The sequence below is a fragment of the Pseudomonas fluorescens group sp. PF-69 genome (assembly GCF_054481235.1).
Map to the genome: position 1 here is coordinate 4,105,467 of NZ_JBTMNC010000001.1, position 17,606 is coordinate 4,123,072.

A 17,606-nucleotide genomic window follows, 5' to 3' on the forward strand; every position below is an offset into this window, starting at 1 on the left:
CTAAAACATCCGGCCGCCGTTTCTCATCGGCTGGAGTGCCTACGAGAAGTCAAAATAATGAAAACGCAGATCGCTATCATCGGTGCGGGTCCTTCCGGTCTTCTGTTGGGCCAATTGCTGCACAAGGCCGGTATCGACAATGTCATTATCGAACGCCAAACGCCTGAGTACATCCTCAACCGTATTCGTGCCGGGGTGCTGGAGCAAGGCACTGTCGACATGCTGCGCGAAGCCGGTGTCCACGAACGCATGGATGCCGAAGGCCTGGTCCACGACGGCGTTGAGTTGCTGGTTTCCGGCAAGCGCGTACGTGTTGACCTGAAGGGGCTGACGGGCGGCAAGACGGTCATGGTCTATGGCCAGACCGAGGTGACCCGGGATTTGATGGACGCTCGCACCGCCAGTGGCGCTCCAGTCATCTACTCAGCGGCGAATGTGCGACCGCACGAAATGAAGGGCGAAAGTCCCTACGTCACCTACGAAAAGGATGGCCAGACTCATCGGATCGATTGCGACTACATTGCCGGTTGCGACGGATTCCACGGGGTTGCCCGACAGAGCATTCCCGCAGAGGTGCTCACCCACTACGAGCGCGTGTATCCATTCGGCTGGCTGGGACTGCTATCCGACACCCCACCGGTCAACCACGAGTTGATCTATGCCCACCACGACCGTGGCTTCGTGTTGTGCAGTCAGCGCTCGCTGACCCGCAGCCGTTACTACCTGCAAGTACCGCTGACCGACAAGGTCGAGGAGTGGTCCGACGAACGCTTCTGGGATGAGCTCAAGGCACGTCTGCCACAGGACGTGGCGCAAAAGCTGGTGACCGGTCCATCGCTGGAAAAGAGCATCGCGCCGTTGCGCAGCTACGTCGTCGAGCCGATGCAGTACGGCAAGTTGTTCCTGCTCGGCGACGCCGCCCATATCGTTCCGCCAACCGGTGCCAAGGGCCTGAATCTGGCCGCCTCGGACGTGTGCTACCTGTATCGCATCCTGGTCAAGGTCTACAAGGAAGGGCGTACGGACTTGTTGGAGAAATACTCCGAATTGGCACTGCGCCGTGTCTGGAAGGGAGAGCGTTTCAGCTGGTTCATGACCAACCTGCTGCACGACTTCGGCGATCACAAGGACGCGTGGGACCAGAAGATGCAGCAAGCCGACCGTGAATATTATTTCAACTCACACGCCGGTCTGGTCAACATCGCAGAGAACTACGTGGGCCTGCCCTACGAAGATATCGAGTAATCCGCTTCTACCGCGCCCACCGTCAAGCAGTGGGCGTTGAATGACAAATAAGGAGGTGGAAATGGGCCTGTTCGACTGGAAACACTGGCTGGTGCTCTTGCTCGTAGTGGCGGTGCTGTTCGGTGGTAAACGCCTGAAGAGCCTGGGATCCGACTTGGGCGAGACGATCAAGGGTTTTCGCCGCTCGGTGAGCAGCGACGACGAGGCGCAGCCTCAGGTTGCAACGTCGGCGCGGGTGCAGAGCGATACTGCACAAACTCCGCTGACACAAAGCGAACAGGCACCATTGGGCCGTTAATCGCTTCTCGATTTGCACCCTTCGTTTACCGAGGACCGAGTTCATGTTGTTTAAGAGTTCGATGCGCACGCAGGTGCTGGCGTCGATAGGGGCCAGCCTGTTGTTGGTCATGCTATCGGTGCCGCTCTGTGTGTACTTTTTCACTAGCGTCCTGTCTGAACCGACATGGTTCACGGGAGCCCTGGCACTTCTCGCCGTTGGTGTGCTGGCGTGGTTACTGGCTCTGAGGTTGTTCAACCGTGTGTTATTCGCGCCACTGGGTCATTTGCTCGAATGCATTGAGCAGTTGGATAGAAGCCATGGCACTGAACGGGCAATCAATGCCCGGATAGACCAGGCGGGTAGCCTGCAATGGGCCGCGGATGCTTTGCGTGATGTGCGCCTGGAGACTTCCATGCGCCTGGAACAGAGTACCCGCCAGCTGGATGCGGCCAGTGGCGAGCTGAATTCGATCGCAATCGAGTTGGGTCAAGGCATACAAGACCAGAGTCTGCGCCTGGATCAGGTCGCTACTGCAATGGAAGAAATGGCCAGCACCGCGCAAGAAGTTGCAAGCCATGCCACGCGAGCTGCACGCGCCGCCGATGATGCCGAAAACGCGACCCAGCAGGGCGAAAAAGCAATGGTAGGCATGGTCAACGGCATCAACGACATCCGCGATGAAATCACCAACACGGCTAAAGTCATCCATCGCCTGGCAGATGACAGTGGACGAATCGGTGAGGTGCTTGCGGTCATCCACAGCATTGCAGAACAGACCAATCTGCTTGCGCTGAACGCCGCCATTGAAGCTGCCCGGGCCGGCGAGCAGGGTCGAGGCTTTGCCGTCGTGGCCGATGAAGTACGCAACCTGGCACAACGTACTGCCCAGTCCACGGCTGAAATCAACACCATCATCGCCACCGTGCAAAAGGGCGCAGAAAGTGCGGTACAAGCCATCGAGAGTGGGAAGCGCAGCATCGAGAGCGGCATTGATCAGGTCCAGCTCGCCGGCAAGATTCTGGGCGGCGTAACCGACGCGGTGCAGACCATCTGCGACATGAACCAGCAGATCGCCGTTGCGGCCGAAGAGCAGACGCTGGTCACCGAAGATATTTCACGCAACCTCAGCGAATTGGTGGTGATTTCTGCGAGCAATCAGGAAAACGTGCGACGCACCGAGAGTGCGGGTAAAAGTCTGCACCTGGTGGTCGGCGTACTCACCGAGCTGGAAAAATGAATACCTGGGCTGCGCAGGCTGACCCCAGCCATCCGAAGGCGTCGACCAACCGCGGGTTTCAGGTCCGATACCCTGATTGAGGCGTACCGTGGGTGAGCCCTTGCGCAGCGTTCCCCCCCGGTTTTCCCCAGCTGCCGTCGAGGTCCGTGACACTTGAGCCAGGCGCGACGCGTTGGTGGCCTTCGTTCGATTCATTGTTCTGAATCCCGGGACGCTTCCAGCAGCGCAGGTTGAAGCGCTGCAGGGCGCTGGTTACAGCGGTGAGCAGGTCGCGCATATCGCCTTGGCGATTTCGGTCATTACTTCACCAACGTATTCAATCGCATCAACGACACCGTTCTGGATTTCCCCAAGCCTCAGTAATGATCGAGCGAAACATCGCTACCCAACGGATCCGCGCCATGAGTGCAATTCATCATCTTCCTCCGGCAGAGCCGAGTATCTCTGGGGGCTGAAAGATGCACCGTCCGATAAGCAAGTCGATCAGGCTGTCGACGTCGCAGTCCATGCCTTCCTAAATGGTTATGCAGGTCAACGGCCTTGAGGAGTTTAGTATTCCCTGCCAAGCGCAGAGGACTCGCGGAAAAGCCTGGGCGAGACACCGTAAGCAGACTTGAATGTCTTGCTGAAATGTGAGCTGCTATTGAAGCCCCAGCCATAGGCGATGTCTGTAATCGAACGGGATGCGCTGCCCGGATTCCGAAGATCCTCGGCGCATCGCGAAAGTCTGCGTTGCCAGATGTACTCGTTGAGACTGCTACCGTTTTCGCCTTCGAAGACCCGGTGCAGTGTGCGAACAGAGCATTGCACTGCTTGTGCGATCCGCTCGATGGTCAGTTCGCGCTCCCCTAGATTTTGCTCAATAAAGGATTTGATCCGATGCTTTTTGAAGTAGCGGAAGTCATGCTCAAGCTTCGTTTCTTGTTTCTGATTTTCCAGTGTGTTGTTCAGGAGAGAAATGATGCTCTGGCCCACCAGGTTGGAGGTCGTATCGTTTAGCAACGTATATTGGGAATACGCATCAGTTATCATGTGCTGGAGCATGCGTCCAAGGCCATTGCGGTTGTTCAGTCGTAAATCACTCGTCTCGCGTACCGGCCGGTCAAGCCCATGGCAAAGCAGCATGAGATATTCGCATCCCTTCATGCTGGTGACGTTGAATGGACGTCCACAGTCGAGTAGCAGGATTTCTCCGGGGGCCAATGCACAGCTTTTTCCATGTTGTTCGAAGTGACTGACTTCACTCATTTGCAGGATGAGTAGCCATGGGGTGTCGGAGGGAGCGAGTGCTTTGCTTAAGCTTCGAGAGAATCGGTGGGGACTGCACACCATTCGGCAGAAATGAAGATTGCCCAAGGCGCCATACTCCAGCCTTCCATTGAAAGGCCGTTCATTGAGGGGCTCGAAACTGGTGGTCTCCAAGCGTCGGACATAGTCAGGCGTCTTGCCTAAATGGTCACTCATGAACTCGCGCCATTTAATCAGACGGTCCGTGTGGACGAATTGATCAGTGCAGACAGTGGCAAGCGCGCTCATTTCTTTCTCTCTCTTGTAATGTCGTTCGGAGCAGGGCTCCGAACGATGTCGTTCAGGAACCACCTTTTCAGAAGGGGTAGTTATGCCCTCCTGCTTGCCAGGTAACCCAATGGGCACGTGTGAACTCTTCCAGGGCGTAGTGGCCATTGAATCGGCCGAGGCCCGAGTTCTTTTCCCCGCCGAATGGAGCGTTTGGCTGATCGTCCACGGTGATGTCGTTGATATGCGTCATCCCGGCAACAATCTTGCGAGAGAAGGCAAAGCCGCGGGCCATGTCCTTGGTGAAGACGGCGCTGGACAGTCCATAGTCTCCAGCATTGGCAAGTGCTAGCGCATGTTGTTCGTCATTGGCTACAACCAGAGGAAGCAGCGGGCCGAATGTCTCTTCAAGCGCCAGCTCCTGATCCGCAGGTACCTCGCCGAAGACATGAGGCGGCAAGACGAGACCAGATGGTTGCCCCCCTGCCAATAGCTTTAGACCTGCGTTATGGGCGTTGTCGACCTTGCGGAGCAGACCATCTAGTTGAGTCTGGTTGATCACCGGGCCGATCACGGTGTCCGCCAGGTTCGGGTCCCCAACCTTGAGCTTTTCAGCCCGCTCGGCAACCAGCGCAGCGAAATCCGGATAGACCTTTCGGTCGACGATCACCCGGTTGACACTCATGCAGATCTGGCCTTGATGGAGGAATCTGCCAACGACTGCCGCGTGTGCAGCGATTTCGATATCGGCGTCGTCCAGGACTACCATCGGACTGTTGCCGCCCAGCTCAAGCGCAACGCGCTTGATGTATTGGCCTCCTGTGGCAATACGACCTACGTTGCGACCCACATCGGTCGAGCCGGTGAAGGAGATGAAGCCAGGCACCTTGTGCTCGACGAAGGCATCTCCAATTTCCGAGCCGGCACCCACTACGACGTTGAGCACTCCAGCGGGGAAGCCAGCCTCTTCGAAGAGGTGCGCGATGAGCAGGCCACCAGTGACGGCTGTGTCGCTGGCTGGTTTCAGAACAACAGTGTTGCCCAGGGCTACGGCGGGAATCACCGAACGCATACTGAGGTAGAGCGGAAAATTCCAAGGACTAATGACGCCCACCACACCTAACGGTTCCCGGAAGACGAAGCTCTGTTCACCGGTTTTGTGACTGGTCAGGATTCGTCCCTCTACCTGGAAAGGCATGCTTGCGCATTCGCGTACCAGGTTGAGTGAGGCGTTGCATTCGAAGCTGGCTTTGATGCGCGTACTGCCAGACTCCTTGATAAGCCAGGAGGTAATTTCCTCCGTACGACGTTCGATTACCCGTGCGAGGTTATTCAGAAGTTCGGTTTTCTGGGCCGGAGTTGTGGCTGCCCAGTCCGACTGGGCACGCTGTGCGGCAGCATAAGCATCGTTGAGGTCGTTTATCGAGGCCATGGACATGGCCAACAGCTGCTCGCCAGTAAAGGGGTTACGGTCGTCGAGCTTGCGCGTTGATCTGCCGAAGATCCAGGCTCCATTGATGTATTGGCGGCCGGAAATTGAATAGGGGGCAGTTTGTAGGGGCATCATTTTTTTCTCCGATTTTGCGGATACAGATCAGCCGAACTGAATGAATCGCGGTCAACTGCGAATCCAGGCGCGACCCCATGAGTTGAGTGTGTACTCGCTCTGCGGCCAATTGCCGGGTGCCTGGTCTGCCGTAGTCATCTCCAGTTCAGCGGAGAACTCCAACCGGTTCCGGTCTGCATCGACCACCATGAAGAACAGGTTGTTACCGGGGCCATGACGACCGGGACCAAAGAAAATACTGATCCGCTCTTTGGCGAAGCGATCTCCCCAGTCGCGAATATCATTCCACTCGTTGGTTTCGTAGCAGTGGTGATCCCACTCGTTCTTTGATCCGCGGAAGAATGCGAGTGAGTGGTGCTCGTCGTCGGAGCGCAGGAAACACACCATGAGCTTTCCTGTTTCCTGATCCATCACGTTGTCGGAGATGGTGAAGCCAACGGTGTTCACGTAGAAGTCGACCATATCCTCCAGCTCGGTAGTCTGGAAAACTACGTGCTGAAGCCTACCGGGCATTCCAGGGAGATCGGAGCGATGATGGTTATTGGCGACGCCGAAGATCGTCTCGCGACCCTGTGGATCTCGAATGCTGAAGGATCCTTGCTCAAGGATGGGAGAGGTGATCTCTTGGACGGAGCAGCCTCTTTCTTCCAGCTGATGACGCAATTCGGCCTGTTGCGCTTTGCTTCCCAACTGAAACGCGGCGGCGAGGAGGCCGTGCTTATCCGCAGGACTGATTTGCACGACACGGTTGGGCCCTCTCAGTACTGCACTTCCATCTGTAAAGCGCTCGCATTGCATGTCCATCATGCGTTGATAGAAATCGATTTGCTTTTGAGGCTCCTTGCTCCCCATATGCAGGTACATCAGGCGAGCAGGGGTGGTTGTTTGCAGAGTGTTCATGGTGGACCTCCGTCCAGTGCGTTATCGGAGTGCCTCGGCAGCCATGGTGAAGCCGGTCAGCGGAATGGAATGCTTGGTTTGGAAGAGGGATTCCAGTGCTTGCACGACGTGCTCTTCGTCGTGACAGTCGAAGATCGCAGCGATGTACCTGTCTGGACGGAGCAGCAGGATTGCCTGCGATTCGAAGAAGGCCGATGGCAGTGTGCTTTGCTTGTCCTTCAATGTCCGCATGCTTGAACAAGTTGTCTCGACAGCCACCTGCTCGCCTGCGGGCTCGATCAGGATTCGTTTCGCATTGAGAGTGTTCCAGAGCGGATGTCGGAGTTTGCCGAGATCGTTACTGTCGGATCTGCCACATTGGATAAGGGAGAAGCCATCGCCCATCAGGTGGTCGAGTTTGATTGAACGGTCCGATTCATCGAACAGCGTGGGCTGAGGAAACATCTCTCCGGTTTTGTAGGGGCTGGCGATGCGACTCGGGATCACCAAACCTTTGGTAAAGCGGGGTTTGGGTTTGAAGCGCATTTGCAGGAAGTAATCCCGTAACGGCGGAACCATACCTATGGCTCTGAATAGTCCACTGATCAGCTTTGCCCTGAAAGCGCTCGCTGGGGCCATGACAACGCCGAGATTGAGCGCGAGCTGGATCAGCGCCCAGGCATGGTCTCTGCGTTCGCTCTCGTAGGTGTCGAGAATGCCTGGGGCCAGGATTCCTTTCATGACCTGGACAAGCTTCCAGCCAAGGTTCTGGGCATCGCGGATGCCGCTGTTCATGCCTTGGCCAGCATAGGGTGGGGTCAGGTGGGCTGCATCGCCCGCCAGGAACACGCGACCTACCTTCCAGCGTTCCGCTACACGTGCGTGGAATGTATACACCGTCTTGCGAACGATAGAGGTGGGTTTGTTGCCACGGAATGGGCGCAACAATTCTTGCAGCCTTCCTTCCGAAAGGACCTCCTCGTCAGTTTCATCAGCACGAAGCATCAGTTCGAAGCGACGTGTGTGGTGCGGACCGGGAACGTCGACAACCGGGCGACGGGCATCGCAGTAGACTCGGGTCTGCCAGAAGGAGTCGTCGTCCTTGTCGGTATCGACGACCAGCCAGCGAGATTGAAAGCTGGACCCGACCATTGCCACACCGAGCTGCTTGCGCACGGGGCTGCGGCCACCATCGCATGCGATCAGGTAGCTTGCAGTAATTTCGATTTCTTCGCCTTTGTCATTCTTGACGAGAGCGACGACGCGCTCGGCATCTTGCTGGAAACTCAGTAACTCATGGTTGAAACAGGCTTTGAGTGATGGGAAGCGCTCCAGTCCCTGGCGCAGGGTCGCTTCGAAGAGCGGTTGGCGAAAGGCATTGCGCTTGGGAAAACCGTAGAGCATTGATGTGGGTTCAACCTTGCCGAAGCAATGTCCACCAGGGCGGTTGAAGTAGTGGACTCCATATCCGGTCACGACATCCTTGAGAACATCCTGCTCCAGCCCGATCGCCTGCATTGTGCGCAAGGACTCGTCATCGATGGAGACGGCGCGGGGCTCGGCAACGGTACTGGCCTTGCGGTCTAGCAGGATGGTGTTGATACCGGACTGGCCAAGCAGGTTCGCGAGGGTGAGACCGGTCGGTCCGGCGCCCACTACGAGGACTCCAGACTGCAATTTAAGGGTTGTCATTGTTGCTCCCTTCCAATAAGGGGCGGCTCAGCCGAGTTGATTAGGTCTCTGAGATAGAGCTGCCGCCAGCTGTGTAAGATTTTCAGCCAGGACAACAATCTGCTGCCCTTGCTGCTCATCCAGAGTTATGTCCCGTTCCTGAATAGGACGAACACAGGAGATACTTCCCACGACCTTTCCGTCTCCGTCGAAGATCGGGGCGGCCAAACCAAAGACCCCGACATCGACCTCTTCGGCACTGATCACGAAGCCTTTTCGGCGGATTCGCTGAAGCGAGCGCCGGAAATCGTCCCAGGTCTGGCCCAGGTTGCTATGCCGTATCAGCTCCGGGTTCTCAAGAAACAGTTGGCTGTGCTGACGAGTACCCAGATTGGCGAGAATGGCCTTGGAAGTTGCCCCCATGAACAATGGACGAGGCGTACCACGGGCGTAGCTCACTTCATCGGTGAGCGCGCCACTCTGATGGATGCAGACGACCTGATTCTTGAACAAACGGCATACCAGCCAGACCTGATGCTCACTCCACCGAGGAAGCTGCGGTTCAAGCTGTTTCGCGGCGCGCACGAGTGGATCGCTCACGCGTAGCTGACGATCCCAGGTGATGATCCGCGCGCCGAGGGTGTAACGGCCGGCTTCTACCTGGAATAGCAAGTCGGCATCGGCCAGTTCACGGACGTATCGATAGACCGTCGAACGGGTGTAGCCGAGAACCGCGCCCATATCATCGACCGCCCAGATCGGGGCTTCTTCGGTGAAGATATCGAGCACGCGCAACATACGCTCAAGGCTCGACGCCTTGACGCTGTCGGGTAATACCTTCTTCAGTGGCGGGTTTGGCTTCGTTTGTTTAGACAGGCCGTCCATTTGTTATTTCTCGTCGGCAATGATGTTGCGCAGAATACCAATAGAAGAGATTTCTACTTCGACGATATCGCCTGGTTTCATCCAGACAGGGGGTTCGCGGAATGCGCCCACGCCACCTGTGGTGCCTGTGACAATCACATCGCCGGGAGCCAACTCAGTGAAGGTGGTGCAGTACTCGATGAGTTTGCGCACCTCGAAAATCATGTCGGACGTGTTGGTGTGCTGCATCACCTCACCGTTCAGGCGGGTGGTTAGCTCCAGGTCTTGAGGATTCTCAATTTCGTCACTGGTTACCAGCCAAGGACCGAAGCTGCCGGTCTGTGGGAAGTTCTTGCCCGGCACGAACTGAATAGTGTGCTTCTGCCAATCACGGACACTGCCGTCGTTGTAGCAGGAGTAGCCGGCAACATAGTCGAGTGCGTCCGCTTGGTCGACATGACGTGCCGTTTTACCAATCACCACAGCCAGCTCACCTTCGAAATCCAGTTTGTGCGAGGCCGCTGGACGAAGAATGGGTTGCATGTGAGCTGTCTGGCTGTCAGCGAAACGAGTAAAAATCATTGGATAAGTTGGCATGTCGCGACCGGTTTCGCGAACGTGAGTTGCGTAGTTGATGCCAATACAAAGGATTTTGCCGGGGTTGCTGATTACCGGCAGGAAAGTGACGTCGGCGATGTCGATGCGAGGCAGCCCGTTCAGATCGATTTCACGAAGTTCGAGCAGTCGGTTGCGTTCGATGGCCTCCTTGACGTCATTACCAATGATGGCCTTCATCGAGTCCAGGTCGATAATCTGATTGCCTTCCACAATCCCGTATGAGTGTCGGCCTTGGTGCATGAAGCTGGTGATTTTCATGAAGTATCCCCTTTCTTGGGTTATTGGCTACGGAGGAGTCGGTCGTTGGTTTGTGCAGCTTCCCGCACTTGGTCCAGAAGAATGATCAGGGTCGCGCCGAGAGCGACGGCGCCGGGCAGTAATGCCGCTATGAAAATTTGATGGAGCGACCAGCCCAGGCTCAGTATCAATCCACCGAAAATGGGGCCGAGAATTGAGCCGATGCGACCGACACCTAACGCCCAGCCAATACCGGTGGAACGGATGGATGCTGGGTAGATCTCCGCAGCCACTGCATTCAGTCCGGCTTGGCATCCTTGAACGATGATGCCTAGTACAAACATGACGGTCAGGAAAATGTCCATGTCCAGTGGCAGCGTGCTGAGGGCGAGCACCAAGGCCAGGTAACAACAGAATTCGGTGACCAGAACCTGCGTGGCGCCGTAGCGATTCATTACGTGGCCTTGGCAGATAGAACCGATGACGCCGCCAAGACTGAACAGGATGATCGCCTGGATACCTGCGGAAAGTGGCGCGTTTGCAGTAGCAAGCACTGTCGGAATCCAGCTCATTATCGAGTACAGGATTAGCAGGTTCATGGTGTACGGCAGCCACAGCAAGATCGTTCGGCGCCACATTCCATCGCAGAAGAGCCGCTTCACGGGCGTACGTTCGGATTTGTCTCGATGTGTTGTGATGATTTCTTCGGGAAGAGGCCCGACACTCGGGAAGAGCTGACGGACGATGCGTTCCAGAGCTGTGCGGTTTTTAGTCGAGCGGGCGAGATACTCCATCGACTCAGGCAGGCGAATACTAATGATCAGTGCGACAGCGAGAGGAAGCAGTCCACCGATGATGAAGATTGCTCGCCAATCCCAAAGCACAAGTACTTGCTGAACTGTCAGTCCCGCCAGCATGGCACCGAGTGGCATACCGCAGAAAACCAGTGTCACGGCCGAGCGAGAGAAGCGTCGAGGCATGTACTCGGAAGTCAGGGCAACCAGGTTGGGAATCGCCCCTCCCAAGCCAAGTCCGGTCAGGAAACGCGCTAGCAGCAACTCGTTGAAGTTGCCGACGGCGGCAGTCATGAGAGAGAACGCACCAAAGGTGAGTATCGACGCGAGTAGCACCTTTTTACGACCGACGCCGTCTGCCAGTGGCGCCAAGAGTAGAGCCCCGACCATCAAACCAAATAGGGCTGAGGCGAAGACAGGACCGAAGGCGGCGGGCGCGACTTCAAGGGAATGGGCCATGGGGCTGACCAGAAAGCCGACTACTTGAGTGTCGAAGCCGTCGAGTATTGCAACCAACAGACAAAGCGCGAGCACTTCGTACTGTTTGGCACCCATTTGGCGATTGTTGACCACGTCGCCAAGGACGCTGGAGGTGGTTTCGTTATGCACGGCGCAGGCCTCTTGTTTTTGTGTTTGTGCATGAGGAGTCGCATATGAATTCGCGATGGGTTAAATCTAATTCAAGGAAAAAATCCTGTAAAGCGGGATTTATGAAAAATCCCAATATATAAAATATTTGCTCTGTTTTCTGCGCCAGCCCACTCTTGAGCAGGGCGGTAGCTGAGGTAAGTTGCGAACCAGAGGGGGGAAATGAGGAGCTGCGACCGTCAAGACTTACTGCCGGTGGGCGGCCGGCAGCAGAAGGACGACTTAGAGTGGGTAGGGACCGCATTCAGCGTATGTCCCTGAAAGCCATTTACCGGTCCCTTGTACCAACGAATCTCAGTGGAATCGCCCCTGCGAGGCAGTACTGCGAACAGCTGTGGAAGGTCAGGTTGCCACTGGAAATGCTGTCCGCCACGCTTCATTCGCTCCACATCCACTGTGAGCGGGATAATGGGAAAAACGACGTGGTTTCGGGCCCGCTGCAGCTATGGGTACGGGGCGGGCCCGAATGCGGAGCATCGCGTTCAGGCGGCGTGCGTGGCTAGTTCATTGTTGCCCACAGGCGCGCGTTGACGAAATCGCGCCACGACAATACAAGCGATCACCAAGGCCAGGATGTAGGTCGCGGCCGCCAGCCATCCGACAGCCCTGAAGTTGCCCTCGCCAACCACCAGCGCTGCGCCGAAGGGACCAGCACCCTGGCCGACGAAGATAGCGGCATTGCCCAGACCAGCGAGGCGACCCGACGGGTCCAGTTCGGCGCTCATGGACAGTAGGTAAGGCAGACTGAAAAACCACACCAGGTGAATCAATCCGGCAGTTACAGCGAATGCCAGCGGACTATCGCCGTAAACCATGATCAGTGTGGCCGCGACTGCGGTACCGAAGCCTATCAGCTGGGGCGCAAGCAGGCCTATCCGACGCTTGATGACGCCGGCCAGGCCCGCTCCGATTGCGCCGCCAAGGATGCTGGCACCCAGGATGGCGCCGATCTGCTCGGGATCCAGTCCGATGTTTTTGCCGATACGCTCTTGGTACACCCACAAGGCGGAATGTCCGAAGAACAGCAGCGCAAAGAGCGAGATCAGCAGGAGCGCCGTAAGCGTCAGTGGTGGTGCAGACTTGCTTGATTGAGCGGCTTTTTCATCGAAATGGGCCGGGATTTGGCGATATCCGATCAGAGCGATGATGCTTGCCACGCCCAGTACGAGGAAAGAGCCCGGCACACCAGCCGTCTTGAGGATAAACGGTGTGGACGAAACGAGTAGCATGCCCCAGAGGAGGTTGCCTATGTTGATCATAGCGAAGGTGGCATCCTTCGAGGTGCGCAGCGCAGCGGTGGCATACACAACCGCCATGATCGCGCCACCACTCAGGCCGCAAATCAGGCGGCAGCCGGTCAGGGACAGCCAGCTGTTTGCTTGAGTGCTAGCCAGATTGCCCAGGACCAGCGCTATCAGAGCCACCAGCGCGAACTTGCGCCTGTTGACCATTGGCATCAGCATGGCGCTGATCCCGCAGGCCACAGCCATTGCCGTCAGTTCGGCGGCGAATATAGTGCCGATTGCGTTCAATGGAATGCCCAATTGATCGACAAAAGCACCGCCGAGCAGTGGCTGGATCTGGAGTGTCCCCAGCGAGATAACCATCATTACGCAGATTGCCAGAAGTGTTTTTTTGCTATCGACAGTATTGAGTGCATTCATGATTAAGTTGCCTGATAGGGGTTAGAGCGTATGCGCAAAGCGCATCTGGAAGGAGATATCGTTCTTGGCGCGGTTCTCGACATCGGTTTCGTGATAAATGTTTAACCAGAACCCTTGACCCTCACTGATCCGCCAGAACAGACCAGGGCCCATGCCAAGCACTTTCTCTTGCGAATCTTCCAGTCTGCGGCCATTCACCTCGTCATCTTCCAACTGCTTAAAGTAGTAACCGTTCAGGCCAACCGATACGTTCGGAATAACTTCATAGGACGCCGTGAAATTGGCCCATGCAGCTTCGCCAGTTTGAGTGTCACGGACCGGCTGCCCTTCGAAGACCAACGGAGAGCTGCTTGCCGGGTCGTCGTTCTTGAAGTTGTACAGATAGTGCAGTCGCCAACTCATCTCCCAGCGAGGCGCGGGCATCCAGGTAGCGGCCCAGTAGGGGTTGACCGAATAGAAGTTGGAACTCTGATTGAGATCCTTGTGCTGATCGTATTTTCCGGTGGGCAGGATGAAGTCCAGAGCGAATCGTTGGACGAAAACGGGACGATTGTGGCTGTCTACGATTGGATCGAACTGGACCTGAGGGCCGGTGACGATGTCACCCATTCCGGTGCCATTGTCCTTCAACTCTGCCCCTGTATCGCCGAAGTCGCCCTTCAGTGACACGATAGGCACGATTAGGCTCCAGCCTGGATGGGCGCCGGCACCGATGGTTTGCGCAGAGTAGTAGCTGAGCTGGTTCAACAGGGTGATTACGTTCAACTTGGGGTCGTTGAACGCCTTGTTCTCATGGCCGTCCTTGTCCCGGAATGAGCTGGCGCTGTCGGTCTTCAGGTAGACAAGGTGGCTGAGCCCCGGCGGGCCCGCAAAGCCGTCATAGAAACTGGTTCCACCCAAGTTGATACCCGCAGGTTGGGAGACAGAGGGAGGAGGGCCATCCGCAGCGTAAGCAGCATTCACGTCGGCGAAGACGATTAATCCCAGAGTGCTGGCAAGCAAGGTTTTCATGTGTGCTGGCTCTATTGTTGGATTTGTGAGCTGAAGAGCTGTTCGCTCTGTGCACCTGAATCTAGGGGCGATGATGACTGTGGTCTTGCGCGTATCGGCCACTCTTGTCTGGGAGTGCCATTGTTTGGGCGTATGAGGCCGACAGGGCGCTTATCGAACGAGGGATAAGGCCTGTCGGATACTCTGGCGCTCTTGAGCAACTTTTGGCGGGTGAGGGGAAGTCACGCACTCGGCTCAAAACTAGATTGGCGGCACGGCCTTTCGGCCGCGTACAAAAACAAAAAAATGAGAGCCGACAATGAAATCTCTTACACAGCGTGCCTGGTTATCACTGGGTGTGATGATCGCTGCTTCCACTGCTAATGCCGCAGAAGCTCCGCCACCTTCCGTCAGTCAGCCATCCGGAATCAATCTCGGGGTAACCAGTTTCTTCGACGGGTTTGCCGGGCCGCCCGGCTGGACTCATCTTGTATACCTGCGACAAAGTCGGGCGACGTCGATTCGTAATAATCAGGGTAAGGATGTGGCTGTCTTTGACGATCCCAGTATCGACGCCACGGTCCTGCTGAATCAGATCAGCTACATCTCGCCATCAACGATCGGTATGGGCGCTCACCTTGGCTGGAATGCGATTATTCCGCTGACGACGGTCGATGCCTCCTTCGGTGCTGCCGGTCCTGCGCTGGCTGACAACGCGACGGGTCTGGGTGATCTCACTACCGGCCCGCAGATTCAGTTCGATCCTGTCTTCAACGCGCAGGGGAGACCTGTCTTCTCCCAGCGTTTTGCATTTGACGTCATCGTTCCCGTGGGCAAGTACGACTCTCACAAAGACATCAACCAGGGTGCAAACCATTTCTCACTGAACCCATACTGGGCCGCGACCTGGCTCCCCTCTCCGGGGTTCGAGGTGAGCTGGCGTCTTCAGTATCTGTACAACTTCAAGAACGACGACCCTGCCAGTAGCACGCCTCAGTTCTTCAACGGTGAGTCCTTGCGAGACGTCCAGGCCGGCCAGGCTGCCTGGGCCAACTTCACCACCTCGTACGAAGTCGCTCCAGGGCTGCATCTGGGACTGAATGGCTATTACTTCAAGCAGATGACCGATGATCGAGCGAACGGCCACCGTCTGGAGGACTCGCGTGAGAAGGTGCTGGGGATCGGTCCGGGCCTGTTCTGGGCCATCAACAAGTCGGACGGGTTCTGGTTGAATACCTACCGCGAATCTCAAGTGGAGAATCGCGCGCGCAACGATTACGTTGTGCAGGTCCGGTTGGCCCACGCCTTCTGACATTATCCGAACCAGTCGATCAGTGGTGTAGGCTGGCTCGCGCGCTTCGGACATACTTGTGTCCGGTGCGCCGTGCCACCTCTACCATTGAACGATGAGCAGAAGAGGGCCCTCCAATGAATCAACTATCGATCCTGTCAACTGAGCAGCTCCCGGCGGGAGAGCGCATGGCTCAGTGGGCCCAATGTATAAGCCTGTACGCAGGCCAGACGTCCGCAGTGGTCATGCAGAACGAGGAGAGCTCTGTCGAACCCTACAGTCCAAGGGGGTTCAGAGGGCGACTGGAGTTCGGTGACCTGGGTGATCTCCACATTTGTCGAATGATGGCGAGTCCGCATCGGTATCGGAGGAAGTTCCGTGCCGCGCAGACTCATGAAGGGACCAACTGGACGCTCGTGCTTCAGGAGGGCGGCGTCAGTCATTTCGAGCAAGGCGGGAACACCCTGATGCTGGTGCCCAACCAATTCGCGCTTATCGACGTGAATCAATCGCTGGAGGTGACCAGTTCAAAGGGGTGCGAGCAAATCATCATTCCTTTGGCAGGTCAGCGGTTCAGCCTTGGCGGCAGCGGGCGTCTGTACCACCTGCAGACCGAAGAAGGCCTGCCCAGGATGCTGCGTAGCATGCTGCACGATGCACTGGCGCAGTATTCAAGCCTTTCCTACAGGGCCTCCCGATCTGTCGGGGACGCACTTCTTGGTGTGTTGGAGAGTGCCATCGAGCAGTCCTGCTCCGGGGAAGAGGAAGAGAAAACCAAGCCTTCTCTCATTGCCATGATCCAGGGGTGTATCGAAGAGAACTTGCATGATCCAAGTCTGAATGCAGAAATCATCGCGCGTAACTTGAACTGGTCATCACGATCGCTGCATCGCCATTTTCAGAACTGCTTTGGGTGCACCTTCAGTGATTACGTCTGGCAAAGAAGGCTGAGTCGCTGTGCCGAGCAAATGCTGGACGTCTCGCAGTTCAATCGTTCCATCACTGAAATTGCATTTGGCGTGGGGTTCAGCAGCAGCTCCCACTTCAGTCGCAGTTTCAAGGAGGCTTTTGGTATGACGCCTCGCGCGTATCGCAAGTCCCTCATACGCTGAGTGTTCGGCTGAGGTGTCTCGACGGATCAAAACCAGGCTGATCCAGGCAAGTCGAAGGAGGTATCGGGCTCTTAAGGTTTCACTGCACTTTCTACCGCTGATCGAGCGGCCATCAACAACAAGAAAGCCAGGTGAAACTCATGTCCTTGCCAAGCCAATGCCGCATGCCGCGGCCAGTGTACACGCCTCGAAACAGTCGAAATCTCCCTGCCATAGTCCTGCTCTTTCTATCGAGCCTGCCTCTATCAGTGACTGCCTTAGCCGAGGACCGTTCCCCTCAGAAAGTTTACCAGGCCGTTTGTGCGCGCTGTCACGAGGAAGGCATTGCGCTGTCGATTCGAGGCTTCCCTGCGGCAGTGGTGCAGTGGAAGGTACGTAACAGTGTAGGTGCCATGCCTAGATTCCCTGCCACGGACATCGACGATCAGTCGCTCTCTGAGCTTGGCGCATACATCCAGCAATTGAAGCCCATTGCCGCCAATCAAGGTGAGCGGCAATGAACCGTCGGCAGTTTCTCAATAGAAGTGGAGCGGCCCTGGCGGTTGGAGGGCTCTCTTTTGCCTTGCCCACCCGCTTGATGGCCTCTCCAGATCTCGATCCAGTCGAGCGGCCTGTCCTCTTGGTTGGCAACCAGTCACGTCCATCGCGAGCTTTCGACGTGGCGTTCACCCATTCACTGCATCTCCCTTCTTCCAGGATTCGGCGCGTGGCGTGGAGGGATGGCGTTACACCCCGCACCCTGGCCGAGTTCATTCAGGAGGTTGCCGGAAGCGGGCTGATGGTTGCTGGGCTGGTCCAATGGGGGGACTGGGAAATCCTTCAATCGCAGATGCCTCCACATGGGGTTCTGCACCATCTGCGGCATACGCAAGCGGCTTGCGGTACTCAAGGCATCCGATTGCATTCTCCAGGCGTCACGCAAGAGGGCGTCGTCTCGAGTTCGACGCGTGTTGGACGCAAGAGTTGGGCGGCAATGAGCGGTGTCTTCGCTGCT

General features: G+C 56.6%; 16 protein-coding genes and 1 pseudogene. 7 read left to right on the forward strand and 10 right to left on the reverse strand.

The annotated features are described in order from the left end of the window. Nucleotides 1-57: 57 nt before the first annotated feature. The 4 genes from pobA to ACX3YF_RS19380 all read left to right on the forward strand — a co-directional run bounded on the left by pobA (nt 58) and on the right by ACX3YF_RS19380 (nt 3,306). Entirely contained in the window at nt 58-1,245 is a 1,188-nt protein-coding gene (pobA, locus tag ACX3YF_RS19365) for a 4-hydroxybenzoate 3-monooxygenase (protein WP_130207809.1), read from the forward strand. Between the two features lie 61 nt (nt 1,246-1,306). After that, the gene (gene tatA, locus ACX3YF_RS19370; RefSeq protein WP_448647030.1) at nt 1,307-1,543 is read left to right on the forward strand and encodes a twin-arginine translocase TatA/TatE family subunit; all 237 of its coding nucleotides are present in this window, start codon (nt 1,307-1,309) and stop codon (nt 1,541-1,543) included. Nucleotides 1,544-2,174: 631 nt separating this feature from the next. Further along, entirely contained in the window at nt 2,175-2,762 is a 588-nt protein-coding gene (locus tag ACX3YF_RS19375; protein ID WP_404943287.1) for a methyl-accepting chemotaxis protein, read from the forward strand. 172 nt (nt 2,763-2,934) lie between these two features. Then, nucleotides 2,935-3,306 carry a hypothetical protein gene (locus ACX3YF_RS19380; RefSeq protein WP_458974110.1) on the forward strand — a complete coding sequence of 124 codons (372 nt, stop codon included), beginning with the start codon at nt 2,935-2,937 and terminating at the stop codon, nt 3,304-3,306. 5 nt (nt 3,307-3,311) lie between these two features. On the opposite strand, the gene ACX3YF_RS19385 is transcribed toward ACX3YF_RS19380, so the two are convergent. The 10 genes and pseudogenes from ACX3YF_RS19385 to ACX3YF_RS19430 all read right to left on the reverse strand — a co-directional run bounded on the left by ACX3YF_RS19385 (nt 3,312) and on the right by ACX3YF_RS19430 (nt 14,230). Next, nucleotides 3,312-4,298, reverse strand: a complete 987-nt coding sequence (locus ACX3YF_RS19385) for a helix-turn-helix domain-containing protein (protein ID WP_458974111.1) — start codon at nt 4,296-4,298, stop codon at nt 3,312-3,314. 67 nt (nt 4,299-4,365) lie between these two features. Continuing rightward, a complete protein-coding gene (locus ACX3YF_RS19390) occupies nt 4,366-5,844 on the reverse strand; it encodes an aldehyde dehydrogenase family protein (protein ID WP_373346768.1) in 1,479 nt (492 codons plus the stop codon). A 51-nt stretch (nt 5,845-5,895) separates the two neighbouring features. Continuing rightward, the gene (locus ACX3YF_RS19395; protein ID WP_198131706.1) at nt 5,896-6,744 is read right to left on the reverse strand and encodes a VOC family protein; all 849 of its coding nucleotides are present in this window, start codon (nt 6,742-6,744) and stop codon (nt 5,896-5,898) included. A gap of 21 nt (nt 6,745-6,765) precedes the next feature. Continuing rightward, nucleotides 6,766-8,415 carry a bifunctional 3-(3-hydroxy-phenyl)propionate/3-hydroxycinnamic acid hydroxylase gene (locus ACX3YF_RS19400; protein WP_448647028.1) on the reverse strand — a complete coding sequence of 550 codons (1,650 nt, stop codon included), beginning with the start codon at nt 8,413-8,415 and terminating at the stop codon, nt 6,766-6,768. A 27-nt stretch (nt 8,416-8,442) separates the two neighbouring features. After that, nucleotides 8,443-9,279, reverse strand: coding sequence for an IclR family transcriptional regulator (locus ACX3YF_RS19405; protein ID WP_130207823.1), 837 nt, complete (start codon nt 9,277-9,279; stop codon nt 8,443-8,445). Nucleotides 9,280-9,282: 3 nt separating this feature from the next. Beyond that, a complete protein-coding gene (locus ACX3YF_RS19410; RefSeq protein ID WP_130207825.1) occupies nt 9,283-10,134 on the reverse strand; it encodes a fumarylacetoacetate hydrolase family protein in 852 nt (283 codons plus the stop codon). Nucleotides 10,135-10,154: 20 nt separating this feature from the next. Further along, nucleotides 10,155-11,516, reverse strand: coding sequence for an MFS transporter (locus tag ACX3YF_RS19415; RefSeq protein ID WP_339327902.1), 1,362 nt, complete (start codon nt 11,514-11,516; stop codon nt 10,155-10,157). Nucleotides 11,517-11,794: 278 nt separating this feature from the next. Beyond that, nucleotides 11,795-11,983: pseudogene (locus ACX3YF_RS19420) on the reverse strand (carotenoid oxygenase family protein); the annotation flags it as partial. Nucleotides 11,984-12,037: 54 nt separating this feature from the next. Further along, nucleotides 12,038-13,219: an MFS transporter gene (locus ACX3YF_RS19425; protein WP_458974112.1), complete on the reverse strand. Its 1,182-nt coding sequence runs from the start codon at nt 13,217-13,219 to the stop codon at nt 12,038-12,040. A gap of 21 nt (nt 13,220-13,240) precedes the next feature. Continuing rightward, on the reverse strand, nt 13,241-14,230 hold the full coding sequence (locus ACX3YF_RS19430) for a SphA family protein (RefSeq protein WP_458974113.1): 990 nt from the start codon (nt 14,228-14,230) through the stop codon (nt 13,241-13,243). Between the two features lie 298 nt (nt 14,231-14,528). Here ACX3YF_RS19430 and ACX3YF_RS19435 point away from each other — a divergent pair, with 298 nt between their 5' ends. From ACX3YF_RS19435 to ACX3YF_RS19445, 3 genes are all read left to right on the forward strand, one after another. Beyond that, entirely contained in the window at nt 14,529-15,521 is a 993-nt protein-coding gene (locus tag ACX3YF_RS19435) for a SphA family protein (RefSeq protein WP_130207831.1), read from the forward strand. A 224-nt stretch (nt 15,522-15,745) separates the two neighbouring features. Then, the gene (locus ACX3YF_RS19440) at nt 15,746-16,612 is read left to right on the forward strand and encodes a helix-turn-helix domain-containing protein (protein ID WP_458946243.1); all 867 of its coding nucleotides are present in this window, start codon (nt 15,746-15,748) and stop codon (nt 16,610-16,612) included. Between the two features lie 164 nt (nt 16,613-16,776). Continuing rightward, the gene (locus ACX3YF_RS19445) at nt 16,777-17,112 is read left to right on the forward strand and encodes a c-type cytochrome (protein ID WP_223272683.1); all 336 of its coding nucleotides are present in this window, start codon (nt 16,777-16,779) and stop codon (nt 17,110-17,112) included. Nucleotides 17,113-17,606: the final 494 nt, after the last annotated feature.